The following is a 13889-nucleotide window of genomic DNA, read 5'->3' as shown; positions in this document are numbered from 1 at the left end:
GGGGGCGCGGGATAGCCTCGCGAGCGTGTCCCCGACCCAAGTCGCGACCCCCGCCCTCGAACTGCATCGGGCGACGCTGTCCAACGGACTGCGCGTCCTCGTCGTGCCGGACCCGGCCACCCCGGTGGTCGGCGTCTCGGTCCACGTCGACGTCGGCTTCCGGTCCGAGCCGCAGGGCCGTACCGGTTTCGCGCACCTGTTCGAGCACCTCATGTTCCAGGGCAGCGAGAGCCTGGAGAAGCTGGAGCACTTCCGCCAGGTGCAGTCCGCCGGCGGGATCTTCAACGGCTCCACCCACCAGGACTACACCGACTACTTCCAGGTGCTGCCCGGCGCCGCGCTGGAACGCGCGCTGTTCCTCGAGGCCGACCGGCTGCGCGCGCCGAAGCTCACGGTCGAGAACCTGCGCAACCAGGTGGACGTGGTGAAGGAGGAGATCCGGCTCAACGTCCACAACCGGCCCTACGGCGGGTTCCCCTGGATCCTGCTGCCGCCGGTCCTCTACGACACGTTCCCGAACGCGCACAACGGCTACGGCGACTTCTCCGAGCTGGAGCAGGCGAGCCTGGACGACGCGGCCGCGTTCTTCGACACCTTCTACGCCCCGGGCAACGCGCTGCTCACCGTGCACGGCGACCTCGGTGAGTACGGCGTCGACGGCACCCTCGCGCTGGTCGAGCGGCACTTCGGTGACATCCCCGCGCGGCCGGTGCCGCAGCGGCCGTCGTTCGCCGAGCCGGTGCCCGGTACCGAGCGCCGGCAGAACGTGCTCGACGCGCACGCCCCGCTGCCCGCGCTGGCGCTGGGCTACCGGGTGCCCGACCCCGCCGCGGACCCCGACGGCTACCTCGCGCACGCCATGCTCGCCTCCGTCCTCACGGACGGGGAGGCCGCCCGCCTGCAGCGCCGCCTGGTGCACACCGACGGGCTGGTCACCGACGTCGCGGCGGGCAACGGCCTGATGGGCGGCCCGTTCGACGCTCGCGACCCCGACACGTTCACCATCACCGCCGTGCACCCGGCCGAGGTCTCGACGGACCGGGTGACCGCCGCGGTGGACGAGGAGCTGGACCGGCTCGCCGAGCAGGGCCCGGACACCGCCGAGCTGGCCCGCCAGTCCGCGCGCTGGGCCGCCGCGCTGCACCGCGAGGACGACCGGGTGATGTTCCGGATGCTGGGTCTCGGCGCCCGGGAGCTGCTCTACGGCCGGGCGGAGCTGGCGTACGAGCTGCCCGCCCGGCTGGCCGCCCTGACCGGCGACGACGTCGCCGCGGCCGCCGCCCGGCTGCGCTCGGCCGGCCGCGCGGTGCTGACCGTCGAGCCCGCGGCCGGCGACAGCCCGGACAGGACCGACAACACAGAGGGGACCATCGCGTGACCGCCGCCCGCACCCACCGCAGCGCCGAGGAGATCGGCCGCACCGAGCGGGGCCCGCGCGAGCTGCCCGCCCTCGGGAGCACCAAGCAGGTGCCACTGCCCGACGTCGTCACCGAGACGCTGCCGAACGGGCTCACCGTGCTCGCCGCCCGCCGGCCCGGCGTCCCGCTGGTCGAGGCCGTGCTGCGGATCCCCGCGGCGTCCCCGGAGCCGTCCGCGGACGCCGCCCGGACCGCCGGCACGGAGGTCCTCGTCGAGACGATGCTGACCGGCACCGCCACCCGGGACCGGGTCCGCATCGACGACGATCTCGCCGCCGTCGGGGCGGAGCTGGGCGTCGCCGTCGACCCGGAGTGGCTGCAGGCGGGGGGTTCCGCGCTGGCGTCCGGGCTGCCGGTCGTGCTCGACGTCCTCGCCGACGTCCTCATCCGCGCCACCCACCCCGACGACGAGGTGGTCCGCGAGCGCGCCCGGCTCGCCGAGCGGATCGCCGTCGCCCGCGCCCAGCCGCGCACCGTCGCCCGCGAGGCGTTGATGCGCAAGCGCTTCGGCGACCACCCGATCGTCTCCGAGATGCCGACCGCCGAGGCCGTCGGCGAGATCACGCCCGAGCGGGTCCGCTCGCTGCACGCCGACGTCGTCGTACCGGACGGCGCGCGGCTGGTGCTCGTCGGCGACATCGATCCCGAGGCCGCGATCGCCGAGGTCGCCCGCCGGCTCGGGGACTGGACCGGTGACCACCCGGCCCGGCGGCTGTGGGCGCCCGAGCCGCCGCGGGCCGGTGATCTCGAGCTCGTGCACCGCCCCGGCTCGGTGCAGTCCCAGCTGCGGCTCACCGCGCCGGGCGTGGACCGCACCGATGAGCGCTACACGGCGTTCCAGCTCGCCAACCTGGTGTTCGGTGGCTACTTCTCGTCACGCTGGATGGAGAACATCCGCGAGGACAAGGGCTACACCTACGGCGCGCACTCCGGCCAGGAGTTCGTGCCGGGCGGTGCGGTGCTCGGGTTCGACACCGACGTCGCGTCCGACGTCACCGCGGCCGCGCTGCTCGAGACCCGCTACGAGCTGGGCCGGATGGTCGCCGTCCCGCCCACCGAACAGGAGATCGACTCGGCCCGCCGCTACGCGATCGGCTCGCTGCTGATCTCGCTCGACAGCCAGTCCGCGCTGGCCGGGACGCTGTCGGCGCTGGACGCGGCAGGCCTGGACCTCGAGTGGCTGCGCGAACGGCCACGGCGGCTGGAGGACGTCACGACGGCCGAGGTCACCGAGGCCGCGGCGGAGCTGTTCGCGCCGTCCCGGTTCACCGGCGTGATCGTCGGCGACGCCGAGGTCATCGGACCGCGCCTGGCGGCGCTGGGCGGGGTGAGCCGCCCGTGAGCCGCGGATACTTCGAGCTGACCGACCAGCCCGTCCTGTCGCGCAACATCCTCGACCGGGACGAGCGGCTGCGCCTGGACCCCGTCTACGTGCGGGACTCCTGGCCGAAGGCCCGGGTCGTCGTCGTGGACGAGTCCGGGCGCACCCCGGTCGACTGGCAGGTCGATCCGGACCGGGAGTTCCGCGAGACCGACGCCGCCGCCTGGGACGCCGCGGCCGGCCGGGGCGGGCAGGTCCGGACCCGCGCCGGCACCGATCTGGCCCCCGAGCCGCCCGCCGAGGCGGTCCTGCTCGGCGAGTCCGAGGGCGTCCCGTACTGGGCGGTGCGCGGCGGCCCGGCCTGGACCGCCGCCGACGATCCCGGGGAGTGGGCCGATCTGCGCGCCGCCGGCGCGTTCCTCGACCCGCTCGGGTCCGGGTTGCTGACCTGCGCCGTCTCCACCCTGAACTGGCACGACCGCGCCCGGTTCTGCGCGGTCGACGGCACCCGCACCCGGCCGCACAACGCCGGCTGGGCCCGGATCTGCGAGAACGGGCACGAGGAGTACCCGCGCACCGACCCCGCGGTCATCTGCCTGGTGCACGACGGCGCCGACCGCGTCCTGCTGGCCCGCCAGCCGGTCTGGCCGGTCGGGCGTTACTCGGTGCTCGCCGGGTTCGTCGAGTCCGGCGAGTCGCTGGAGGCGTGCGTGCACCGCGAGATCGCCGAGGAGGTCGGGCTCGACGTCACCGACGTCCGGTACCTGGGCAGCCAGGCGTGGCCGTTCCCGCGGTCGCTGATGGTCGGGTTCCATGCCATCGCCGACCCCGACGCGCTGCTGGTGCCGCAGGAAGGGGAGATCGCCGACGCACTGTGGATCACCCGCGATCAGCTGCGGGCCGCGCTGGCCCGCGGTGACTGGGGAGCGCCGGAGGGCCGGGACGCGCACGAACGGACCGATCCGGTCGTCAGGCTGCCGGGCCGGGTGTCGATCGCGCGGACGATGCTGGACGCGTGGGCGGCCGTCGGGCTCTGACCGCCCCGTGACGTACGACGGCGGCCCGGGCATGTGCCCGGGCCGCCGTGCTCCGTGGTGGGAGTCTCAGGCCGCGATGCGCTGCTGCACCTCGGAGAAGCTCGGGTTGGTCGCCACCGACTCGTCCGGGAAGACGACCGTCGGGACGGTGCGGTTGCCGCCGTTGGCCTGCTCGACGAACGCCACGGCGTCCGGATCGCGCTCGATGTCGACCTCGCGGTAGGCGATGCCGGCCTCGTCGAGCTGCAGCTTCAGCCGCCGGCAGAAGCCGCACCAGCTGGTCGTGTACATGGTCAGGTCTGCCATGTCCGCTACAACGGATGACGGCGGCCGGATCTTCCCGGCTCGCACGCCGTCCCGGAACCGTCGGCGGCGGGTGTCAGGATGGGGTCGTGCCGTCCCCGACCTCTGCTCCCCGCCCCGCCCGCGCGACCCGGACCGGGGCGGCGCCGGCGCCGGGGGACCAGATCGGTCCCGACGGGCTGGACCCCGAGCAGCGTGCCGCCGTGGACGCCCCGCGCGGTCCGGTCTGCGTGCTGGCCGGCGCCGGCACCGGGAAGACCCGGACGATCACCCGCCGGATCGCGCACCTGGTGGGCCGGGGGCACGTCGCGGCCGGGCAGGTCCTCGCGGTCACGTTCACCGCCCGCGCGGCCGGTGAGCTGCGCACCCGGCTCCGGATGCTCGACGCGCCCGGCGTGCAGGCCCGCACGTTCCACGCGGCCGCGCTGCGCCAGCTCCGCTACTTCTGGCCGCAGGTGATCGGCGGGTCGCCGTGGCCGCTGCTCGACGGCAAGTTCCGGATGGTCGGGCAGGCCGCCGCGCGGGCCCGGGCCGGCACCGACTCGGACGCGCTGCGGGACCTGGTCGCCGAGATCGAGTGGGCCAAGTCGTCGCTGGTCGCGCCGGTCGACTACGCGGCCGAGGCCGCCCGCCGCAAGCGGGACACGCCCGGCCCCGCCGACCAGGTCGCCGAGGTCTACGCGGCCTACGAGGAGCTCAAGAACGCAGCGGAGATGCTGGACTTCGACGACCTGCTGCTGCACACGGCGGTGGCGCTGGAGGAGCACGCCGGGGTCGCCGAGGAGTTCCACTCCCGGTACCGCAGCTTCGTCGTCGACGAGTACCAGGACGTCACGCCGCTGCAGCAGCGCCTGCTCGACGCCTGGGTCGGTGAGCGCGACGACCTCACCGTCGTCGGCGACGCCAACCAGACGATCTACACCTTCGCCGGTGCCTCGCCGCGCTACCTGCTGGAGTTCCCGCGGCGCTTCCCGGACGCCACCGTCGTGCGGCTGCAGCGCGACTACCGCTCCACCCCGCAGATCGTCGGGTGCGCGAACCAGCTGATCGGCGCCGCGCGGCACCGGCCGGCCGGGTCCCGGCTGCAGCTGATCGGGCAGCTCCCGCCCGGGCCGGACCCGGACTTCTCCGAGCACGACGACGAGCCCGCCGAGGCCGCCGCGGCGGCCGGCCGGATCCTGACCCTGATGAAGGACGGCACGCCGCCGTCGGAGATCGCGGTGCTGTTCCGGATCAACGCCCAGTCCGAGGCCTACGAGCAGGCGCTGTCCGACGCGGGGATCCCCTACCAGGTGCGGGGCGGCCAGCGGTTCTTCGCCCGCCCGGAGATCCGGCGGGCGATGATCGCGCTGCGGGCCGCCGCACCCGAGCAGCGACCCGGGACCGATCTCGTCGCCGTCACCCGCGCGGTGCTCGGTGCCCGTGCCGGTCTGTCGGACGAGCCGCCGAAGGGCGCGACCCTGCGCGCCGCGTGGGAGTCACTCCTCGCGCTGGTCGGGGTCGCGGAGGAGCTCGCCGCCATCGAGCCGCAGGCCGACCTGAACCGGTTGTGCGCCGAGCTCGACACCCGCGCGGACTCCGCACAGGCGCCGGTCGTGCAGGGCGTGACGCTGGCGTCGCTGCACGCGGCGAAGGGTCTCGAGTGGGACGCGGTGTTCCTCGTCGGGCTGGCGGACGGGACGTTGCCGATCGGCCACGCCGGCGACGACGAGCACGCCGTCGAGGAGGAGCGGCGGCTGTTCTACGTCGGCATCACCCGCGCCCGGCGGGTGCTGTCGATGTCCTGGTCGTTGTCGCGGGCGTCCGGGCGCGGACCGAAGCGGCGCCGGTCCCGGTTCCTGTACGGGCTGATCCCGGACTCGCACCCGGCGTCGCGGGTCGCGGGCGAGCGCCGTCCCGGGGGAGCCCGTCCGAAGTGCCGGGTGTGCGGCTCGCCGCTGTTCGGCAGCACCGCCACCAAACTGATGCGCTGCGACGCCTGCCCGTCCGATGTGGATCTGGAGCTGCTGGACCGGCTCAAGCAGTGGCGGGCGGGCGAGGCGAAGCAGCAGGACGTCCCCGCGTTCGTCGTGCTCACCGACGCGACGCTGACCGCGATCGCCGAGCAGCGACCGTCCGACGCGTCGGCGCTGGTCGGGATCCCGGGCATCGGCGCGGCCAAGCTCGACCGGTACGGCGACACCGTCCTGCGGCTGCTCGCGGAGCACGACGCCGACCGGTAGGCCCGAGCCCCTCTTCGGTCGGCCTCCGGTGAACTTCCGGAGAGACTTCGGATATTCGGTTGCAACGGTGTGCGCGGCACTTCTAGTGTCGACGACACCGAGTGGAGCAGCTCACTCGACACCGGCATGCGTCGCGCGGGAGACCGCCCGGCCGGACCACGGAGGAGGTGGCAGATGAACTCGATCGTGATGATCGATCGGATCGGCCCCGCCGTGGTGTGCGCTTCCGCCGAGCCCGTCGCCGCCGTCGCGGCGATCCCGGCATCCCGGAAGCCCGGCGTGCGACGTCGCGGGGCGGAGCAGCTCCTCGTCGCTGCGCCCACGCCTCGTACCCGGGGAGACGTGTACCCGGCCGGCCCGATCTTCGACGAGCACAAGTGCACAGGTGCGTCCGTTCCCGGGCGCCGAGGGGGTACCTGACCCTCAGCGCCCGCGCCGAGTCCCAGATCGGGGCCGTGGAACCCACGCACAGGGTTCCACGGCCCCGATTTTTTTGTCCGCAGATCCGTCCCGAGAGATGAGAAGTCCTGACACCAGAGGTCCTGACACCGAGAGTCCGAGAAGTTCGATCGAGGAGGTCGATCGTGTACGTCCGATCCGCTCCGTGTGACGGCGGAGTGATCCAGAACGAGACCGGCGGCGGTTGCGCCGGTTCCGACGAGACGCGGCTGCGGGCCGCACCGGCCGAGCGGTCCGGCGAGCAGCGGTCGGCGCTGCCCTGCCACAACCGCGACGCGGACCTGTGGTTCGCCGAGTCGCCAGCCGAGCTGGAGGAGGCCAAGGCGCTCTGCGCGGTCTGCCCGGTGCGCGGCGCCTGCCTGGCCGGTGCCCTCGACCGTGCCGAGCCGTGGGGGGTGTGGGGCGGCGAGATCTTCGAGCGCGGCCGGGTGATCCCGCGCAAGCGCCCGAGGGGCCGCCCGCGCAAGGCCGACCTGGAGCGCGACCGGGCCTACGCCCTGGCCGCCGGCAGCTGACCACGGGCCCCCGGCCCACCCGACCCGAGAAGGAGACGACCGAGATGAACGACCTGATGACGGCGCCGCCGGTGCCGACGACCACCCGCCCCGCAGTCCGCGGCACCCACGCCGTCCACCTCGTGAACCAGGAGAACGCGATGACGCTCATCCATGAAGCCCTGGCGAGATCGCATCAGCAAGAGGCTCAACGCGTGGCCGACGAGTACCGGCTGGCTCGGCGGGTCACCGCCGGCCGCCGGTGGTCGCGCCTCGCGGCCTGGGCATCGACCCGGGCCGAGCGCGCCCGGATCCGAGCCCGCTGAGGCTCACTCGACACCACGATGCCCCGTCCGGACCTGGTCCGGGCGGGGCACCGCCATGTCCGGACCCGGACGCTTTGCTCTGCTCACCTCGGCGCACCACCCGCGATCACGGGTGGGGGCCATCGCAAGCGGTCAGGCCGGCGCCTGCCCGGCGAAGGCGGCCGCGAACTCGGGTGACGGCGGGATCTCGGTGATCACGTCGACGAGTACCCCGTCCGGCCCGGCCACGATGAAGTGCCGTTGCCCGAAGTCCTCGTCGCGCAGCTCGAGCGCGACGGGGAGCCCGGCCCGCACGGCCAGGCGCTCCCACTCGGTGTCGACGTCGTCGACCTCCAGGTTCACCAGGACGCCTGTCGCGGACCGGCCGCGGAAGGCCTCCGGGAGGGTCGGATGGTCGCGGTCGAGTACCGCCAGCTCGAACGCCTCCCGGCGCAGACTGACGTACCAGTCCGCCTCGAAGGTGACCTCGAAGCCCATCGGGCCGGTCCAGAACGCGCGGGCGGCCGCGACGTCGTCGGTGGCGAGCACCGGATAGCAGCTGGTGAGCACGGCTCCTCCAAAGATTCACATACCATCGGTATGCGAGTAAGGTACTGGCGTACCATCGGTACGTCAACGGAGGTGGACGGTGGGTGTGCGGGCCGAGCAGCGGGAGCGGACGCGGACGGCGCTGCTGGACGAGGCGGAGCGGTTGTTCGCCCGGGACGGCTACGGCGCCGTCGGGCTCCCCGCCGTCGTTGCGGCGGCGGGGGTGACCAAGGGCGCGCTGTACCACCAGTTCGACGGGAAGGCGGCGCTGTTCGGGGCCGTGCTGGAGCGCGTGCAGGCACGCGTCGCGGACCGGGTGGTCGCCGCGGCGGAGGTCGAGGCCGGTCGATGGGCGCAGCTGCGGGCCGGGTGCCGGGCCTTCCTCGACGCCAGCACCGAGCAGGCCACCGCGCGGATCATGCTGGTCGACGGGCCCGCCGTGCTCGGCTGGCCGGCCTGGCGGGAGATCGACGAGCGCACCTCCGGCCGGCACCTCGCCGAGGCACTGGCAGTGCTGGTCGAGCACGGTGAGCTCGATCCGCAACCGGTCGAGCCCCTGGCCCGGCTGCTGTCCGGTGCGATGAACGAGCTCGCGATGTGGCTCGCCGGGCCGGACACGACCGGCGCCGACCGGGCCGGCGCCAGGGCCGCGCTGGACCGGGTCCTGGAGGGGCTGCGCCCCCGCGGCTGAGCCGACCCGGGCGCGACCCGATCCGCCGGCCGGCCCGATCAAGCGGCCGGTCCGATGAGCCGGCCGGTCCGATCAACCGACCAGTCCGATCAGCCGGCCGGTCCGGTCAACCGGTCGGGCGCAGGATGCTGACGGCCAGGCCGCGGACTACGAGCGGGGCCCGGTCAACCGGGGGCGCGGTCAACCGGCCGGCGCGGTCAGCCGGTCGGCGCGTCCGGCTCGAACATCTCCGGCTGCCATTCGGCGACGATCTCGCGCAGCCGCACCCGGGCGTCGAGCTGGCAGAGGATGCCGACCGTCCCCATCGTCACCCGGTGGACCAGCAGGAACCGCGGCGGGAGGTTCAGGGACCGGCCGATCGCGGCTTCCGGGCTGCGCAGGTCACCGACCCGCTCGGCCTGTCGCTGGATCCAGCGGCGGCTGAAGTGGAACTCCTCGGTCTCCAGCGGCTCGGTGAACGGGGCGAGGTAGCCGAGGATCTGCTCCTGCTCGATCCGGGCGCCGTCGCGGACGAAGCCGGCCGAGCGCATCAGCGCCATCAGGTCGCCGTCGCGTCCCCGCAGGGCGTACTTGGTCATCGCGACGAGTTCCGGGGGCATGCCGTCGGGCATCCGGGCGACGGCGCCGAAGTCGAGCACGAGCAGCCGGCCGTCGTCGAGGATCCCGAAGTTGCCCGGGTGCGGGTCGGCGTGCAGCAGGTGGGACCGGTCCGGCGCCGAGTAGTGGAAGCGGGCCAGCCGGTTGCCGGCGTGGTCGCGCTCCTCGACCGTGCCGTCGCGGATGATCGACGCCAGCGGCCTGCTCTGCACCCACTCGGTGATGACGGCCTTCGGGGCCGACCCGACCACCCGCGGGATCCGGATCTCCGGGTCGTCCTCGTACATCGCGGCGAACTCACGCTGGTAGGTGGCCTCGTCGCGGTAGTCGAGCTCCTCCTCCATCCGGTTGCGCAGCTCATTGATCAGCGGCCTGATCTCCATCCCGGGAACCAGCGGCTGCAGGATCCGGCTCATCCGGCCGAGCTGGCGCAGGTCCGAGCGGAGTGCCTCCTCCGCGCCCGGGTACTGCACCTTGACGGCGACCTCCCGGCCGTCGCGCTTCCAGATCGCGCGGTGCACCTGGCCGATGCTGGCCGAGGCCGCCGGGGTCTCGTCGAACTCGGTGAACCGGGACTTCCAGCTGCGGCCGAACTGCTGGGTGAGCATGTGGTCGACGTCGTCCATCGGCATCGGCGGCGCCGCGGACTGCAGCTTGGTCAACGCCTCCCGGTACGGCTCTGCGTACTCGTCGGGGACGGCGGCCTCGAACACGGACAGTGCCTGCCCGAACTTCATCGCGCCGCCCTTGAGCTCGCCGAGCACCGCGAACAGCTGTTCGGCGCTCTTCGCGGCGAGCTGGGCCGAGATCTCGTCCCGGTCGCCACCGGTGAGCCGGCGTCCGAAGCCCGCGGCCGCACGCCCGGCGACGCCGAGCGGGATGCCGGCGAGCTTGGCGGTACGGGAGGCCGTACGGCGGGGAATGTCGGTCACACCTCGATTGTCCACCCGGTGGCGGGCTGCGCGCACGCCGCGGTCGACCCCGTCACCACACCGCAGCCACAGCCGGGACGGGCGGGGACGGCGTGGCGGGTGATCGTTGCCGTGTCCGGGTCGATCTCCAGCTCGGCAGCCCAGGACACCGGTGGGTCACCCCCGCGGACCGGCCCGTCCAGTGCGGCGAGGACCTGTCCGACGGCGAGTGCACCGGTCGTCGCGACGACGTGCGACTCGGCCGTCCGGGAACCGGGGGTGGACACCTCACCGGCTCGGTCCGGACACCGCAGGCACGGCCCGCGCCCGGGCAGTACCAGCGGGCCGACCACCCCGAGCCCGTTGCGCAGCGTGACGACGAGGTGTTCGACGGCGCCGTCCGGACCCGGCGCCGGGCCTCCGGCGAGTACGACGAGGTCCGGCGGGACCCGCCCGGCGGGGACGGCCGCCGCGCCGGCGTCGTCGAGCAGCGTGCGCAGCGCCGCGGCCCGCTCCCGGCCGGTGTCGGACGGGGCGAGACCGGCCGCGACGTCGCCCGGCCCGGCGCGGCCGCCGACCCGCGGGTCCACGGCTCCGACACCGGCCCGGGCCAGCCCGGCGACGACGGCGACCCCGAGCGCCGAGTCCCCGCGCACCTCCACCAGCGCGGACTCCCGGCGCCGCCGGACCCGCGCGGCGAGGTCGGGGTCGGTGAGCAGGCCGGCGCGCAGCAGTACGCAGAGCAGAGCGGCGAGCGCATCGCGGTCCGGGCCCGGCGGGGCACCCGCCAGCAGGCCCCCGACGTCGCACGCTCCGCCGGTGAGCCGGTCCAGCGCGGCGGCGGCGGCGGGGGAGAGGTCGTCGAGCACCCGGGCCCGTGGGCCGGACCCGATCCGGTGGGCCCGCGGGCCCACCGCGACCAGGGCGAGGTGCGGGGTGAGCGCGAGCCGCGGTGGGAGGCCGGTGATCGGGTCTCGGTCCATCGCGCCACGGTGCCGTGACCGGCACCCGCCCCGGGCCGCGACCGGACCGGCCGTTCACCGGAGCAACCGACCCCGGCGACGTGCGCAGTGCGGCCCGGTGCCCGACCGGCGGCTCACCCTGGGCGACCCGGCGGCCTACCCTGGAGGGCATGGCTAGCCCCCCGGTCGAGGTCCGTCGCAGCGCCCGCCGGAAGCGAATGGTCAGTGCCCGGCGCGAGGGGGACCACGTCGTCGTGTTCATTCCCGGCTGGATGTCGGCCGAGCAGGAACGCGACTGGGTCGCCGAGATGGTCAAGCGGATCGAGGCGAGCGAGGCTCGGCGGCGCTCACCCGGACGCAGCGGCGACGAGGCCCTGCTGACCCGCGGCCGGGAGCTGTCGCAGCGCTGGCTGGAGGGCCGCGCGGATCCGGTGTCGATCCGCTGGGTGCCGACGATGCGGACCCGCTGGGCATCGTGCACCCCGGACGACGGCACCATCCGGATCAGCGAACGACTCCGGGACGCGCCCGGCTGGGTCGTCGACTACGTGCTGGTGCACGAGCTCGCGCACCTGCTGTCCGCCGCGCACGACGACGTCTTCTGGTCCTGGGTGCATCGCTACCCCCGCACCGAGCGGGCGATCGGCTACCTGGAGGGGCTGAACGCCGCGGCGGCGCTCGGCATCGTCGGGGTGGACGGGGATCCGGCCACCGCCGACGAGTCGACGGCCACCGAGCTGCCCGAGGGTTCGCTCCCGGCGCTGCCCGGCGGTCCGGTCGCTGCCGCCGGCAACTGACCCGGCGCGCGCCGCACGCCGCATCCCACACGCCGGGCCCCGACGTCGCAGCCGGCTAGCCAAGCTCTGACGTCGCAACCCGCTCGTCGGACTCTGACATCGCAACCGGCCCGCCGGGCCCCGACGTTGCAACCGCCTCGCCGGACCTCGACGTCGCAGCCGGCTTGCCGGCCGAGCACAGGTTGCGGAGGCTGCGAGGCCCCCGCTTCCTGTGCGAGGTCAGGCTTCGCGGTGCCCGCCGCCGGTGTCCGGGTCGTCGTCGGAGTCCGTGCTCTCCGCGGCGGTGTCCGAGTCTTTACCCGCGTCGTCCTTACCCGCGTCCTGCTCCGGGGTCTTTCCGGCGTCGGCGGCCATCTGCCGCTCCAGCTCCGCGATCGGGTTGTCCGGGACACCGCTGCCACCGGAGCCGCCGCGGACGAACGCCTCGGGGGCGTCCAGGTCGTCGGCCGAGGGGATCAGGTCCGGGTGCGCCCAGACGGCGTCGCGGCCGTCGATACCCCGCTCGGAGCCCAGGAGCTGCCACAGCTCGGCGGCCGCTCGCAGCCGTCGCGGCCGCAGCTCCAGCCCGACGATCGTCGCGAACGCCTGCTCGGCCGGCCCGCCGGATGCCCGCCTGCGGCGCATGGTCTCGCGCATCGCCGAGGCGCCGGGGAGCCGCTCGGAGAGGGCCTCGGCCACGACCGTGTCCACCCAGCCCTCGATCAGTGCGAGCAGGGTCTCCAGCCGGGCCAGCGCGGCCTTCTGCTCCGGGGTGTCCTCCGGCTCGAACATGCCGGACTGCATGGCCTCCTGGATCGACTCCGGGTTGGACGGGTCGATCCCGCGGGCCAGCTCCTCGATCCGGGAGGTGTCGACGGTGATGCCGCGGGCGTAGTCCTCGACGGCGCCGAGCAGCCGCTCGCGCAGCCAGTGCACGTGGGTGAACAGCCGCTGGTGGGCGGCCTCGCGCGCGGCCAGGTAGAGCGTGACCTCACCGGCCGGGCGGTCCAGGCCCTCGGTGAACCGGGCGATCGCCTCCGGCAGCAGCGCCGTCGTGCGCTCCGGGCCGACCGGGATGCCGAGCTCGGTGGAGGTCAGCACCTCCTTGCCCAGCTGGGCAAGGCCCTGTCCGAGCTGGCTGCCGAACGCCATCCCGCCCATCTGGCCGAGCATGCCGAGCATCGGGCCGGCCGCGTTGCGCACCTCGTCGGGCAGGCCCTCGACCCACGCCGAGGACAGCCGGTTGGCCACCGGGTCGCACAGCCGCTTCCAGGTCGGCATGCCGGCGCGCACCCAGTCGCTGGGCGTCCAGGCCTTCACCTCGCCGCCCGCGGACGGGAACGACGTCGCCGGGTCGAGCCACATCTCGGCGAGCCGGACGGCCTCCGACACGGCCGTGCGCTGCTGGTCGGTGAGCGACGACGTCGTCTGCGCCAGCTGCTGGGTGGCGAGCTGCGCGGCGAGGTCGTAGTTCACCGGGCCGCCGTCGCCCGGGCCGGTGCCGGCGTGGCTGAGCATCTGGCCGAGCTGGGACAGCATCTGGCCGAGCTGGTTCATGTCGAAGTTGCCGGCCGCGCCGCCGGGCATCCCGGGCATGCCCGGCATTCCCGGAAGGCCGCCCGCCCCGAACGCGGCGAACGGGTTCTGCTGCGGGTCCTGCCCGCCGCCACCGGCCGGATCGTGCGAGGCCGGGTGCGAGCCGTACCCGAACGGGTCCTTCGGGCCGTCCTGCCCGCCACCCGTGCCGCTACCCCGGCCGGACGAGCCGGACTCGCGCTCCTCGTCCTTGTCGCGGTCGCGGTCGGCGGGGCCGAAGCCGAACGGGGTGTCACTCATGGGCCCCA

At 74.5% G+C, this 13889-nt stretch carries 13 protein-coding genes; 8 read left to right on the top strand and 5 right to left on the bottom strand.

From position 1 onward, the window contains the following. The first annotated feature begins 25 nt into the window (after positions 1–25). The 3 genes from JOF36_RS31905 to nudC are packed head-to-tail and all read left to right on the top strand — an operon-like array spanning position 26 to position 3776. On the top strand, positions 26–1378 hold the full coding sequence (locus JOF36_RS31905; RefSeq protein WP_210034244.1) for a M16 family metallopeptidase: 1353 nt from the start codon (positions 26–28) through the stop codon (positions 1376–1378). Continuing rightward, a complete protein-coding gene (locus tag JOF36_RS31900; protein ID WP_210034242.1) occupies positions 1375–2760 on the top strand; it encodes a M16 family metallopeptidase in 1386 nt (461 codons plus the stop codon). Before JOF36_RS31905 ends, JOF36_RS31900 begins: the two co-directional genes overlap by 4 nt. After that, positions 2757–3776: an NAD(+) diphosphatase gene (gene nudC / locus JOF36_RS31895; protein ID WP_210034240.1), complete on the top strand. Its 1020-nt coding sequence runs from the start codon at positions 2757–2759 to the stop codon at positions 3774–3776. Before JOF36_RS31900 ends, nudC begins: the two co-directional genes overlap by 4 nt. Positions 3777–3842: 66 nt before the next feature. Here nudC and JOF36_RS31890 read toward each other — a convergent pair whose 3' ends face one another. Then, positions 3843–4082 (bottom strand): mycoredoxin, encoded by a 240-nt coding sequence (locus JOF36_RS31890; RefSeq protein WP_210034239.1) that lies wholly within the window; start codon positions 4080–4082, stop codon positions 3843–3845. A gap of 161 nt (positions 4083–4243) precedes the next feature. Between JOF36_RS31890 and JOF36_RS31885 the strand changes: the two genes are divergently transcribed. The 3 genes from JOF36_RS31885 (at position 4244) to JOF36_RS41695 (ending at position 7580) form a co-directional block, all read left to right on the top strand. Continuing rightward, positions 4244–6301 (top strand): ATP-dependent DNA helicase UvrD2, encoded by a 2058-nt coding sequence (locus JOF36_RS31885; protein WP_307862768.1) that lies wholly within the window; start codon positions 4244–4246, stop codon positions 6299–6301. Positions 6302–6969: 668 nt separating this feature from the next. Continuing rightward, positions 6970–7275, top strand: a complete 306-nt coding sequence (locus JOF36_RS31880) for a WhiB family transcriptional regulator (protein WP_210036381.1) — start codon at positions 6970–6972, stop codon at positions 7273–7275. After that, positions 7158–7580, top strand: a complete 423-nt coding sequence (locus JOF36_RS41695; protein ID WP_504739892.1) for a putative WhiB-interacting protein — start codon at positions 7158–7160, stop codon at positions 7578–7580. Before JOF36_RS31880 ends, JOF36_RS41695 begins: the two co-directional genes overlap by 118 nt. 132 nt (positions 7581–7712) lie before the next feature. Here JOF36_RS41695 and JOF36_RS31870 read toward each other — a convergent pair whose 3' ends face one another. Further along, positions 7713–8129: a VOC family protein gene (locus tag JOF36_RS31870; protein WP_210034237.1), complete on the bottom strand. Its 417-nt coding sequence runs from the start codon at positions 8127–8129 to the stop codon at positions 7713–7715. 79 nt (positions 8130–8208) lie between these two features. Here JOF36_RS31870 and JOF36_RS31865 point away from each other — a divergent pair, with 79 nt between their 5' ends. Then, positions 8209–8799 (top strand): TetR/AcrR family transcriptional regulator, encoded by a 591-nt coding sequence (locus tag JOF36_RS31865; RefSeq protein ID WP_210034232.1) that lies wholly within the window; start codon positions 8209–8211, stop codon positions 8797–8799. 197 nt (positions 8800–8996) lie between these two features. On the opposite strand, the gene JOF36_RS31860 is transcribed toward JOF36_RS31865, so the two are convergent. Both JOF36_RS31860 and JOF36_RS31855 read right to left on the bottom strand, forming a co-directional pair. Further along, entirely contained in the window at positions 8997–10328 is a 1332-nt protein-coding gene (locus JOF36_RS31860; RefSeq protein ID WP_210034231.1) for an ABC1 kinase family protein, read from the bottom strand. Beyond that, a complete protein-coding gene (locus JOF36_RS31855) occupies positions 10325–11290 on the bottom strand; it encodes a hypothetical protein (protein WP_210034230.1) in 966 nt (321 codons plus the stop codon). Before JOF36_RS31855 ends, JOF36_RS31860 begins: the two co-directional genes overlap by 4 nt. Before the next feature lie 149 nt (positions 11291–11439). Here JOF36_RS31855 and JOF36_RS31850 point away from each other — a divergent pair, with 149 nt between their 5' ends. Continuing rightward, on the top strand, positions 11440–12066 hold the full coding sequence (locus JOF36_RS31850; RefSeq protein ID WP_245351056.1) for a M48 family metallopeptidase: 627 nt from the start codon (positions 11440–11442) through the stop codon (positions 12064–12066). 219 nt (positions 12067–12285) lie between these two features. Here JOF36_RS31850 and JOF36_RS31845 read toward each other — a convergent pair whose 3' ends face one another. Beyond that, positions 12286–13881 carry a zinc-dependent metalloprotease gene (locus JOF36_RS31845; RefSeq protein ID WP_210034229.1) on the bottom strand — a complete coding sequence of 532 codons (1596 nt, stop codon included), beginning with the start codon at positions 13879–13881 and terminating at the stop codon, positions 12286–12288. Positions 13882–13889: the final 8 nt, after the last annotated feature.

Source organism: Pseudonocardia parietis, from assembly GCF_017876315.1.
Classification (GTDB): Bacteria; Actinomycetota; Actinomycetes; order Mycobacteriales; family Pseudonocardiaceae; genus Pseudonocardia; species Pseudonocardia parietis.
This window is presented reverse-complemented; position numbering and strand designations above follow the sequence as displayed.

Coding starts and splice junctions, on each gene's coding strand:
- JOF36_RS31890 (WP_210034239.1), bottom strand. CDS start 4,082: ATGGCAGACCTGACCATGTACACGACCAGCTGGTGCGGCTTCTGCCGG.
- JOF36_RS31855 (WP_210034230.1), bottom strand. CDS start 11,290: ATGGACCGAGACCCGATCACCGGCCTCCCACCGCGGCTCGCGCTCACC.
- JOF36_RS31850 (WP_245351056.1), top strand. CDS start 11,440: ATGGCTAGCCCCCCGGTCGAGGTCCGTCGCAGCGCCCGCCGGAAGCGA.
- JOF36_RS31845 (WP_210034229.1), bottom strand. CDS start 13,881: ATGAGTGACACCCCGTTCGGCTTCGGCCCCGCCGACCGCGACCGCGAC.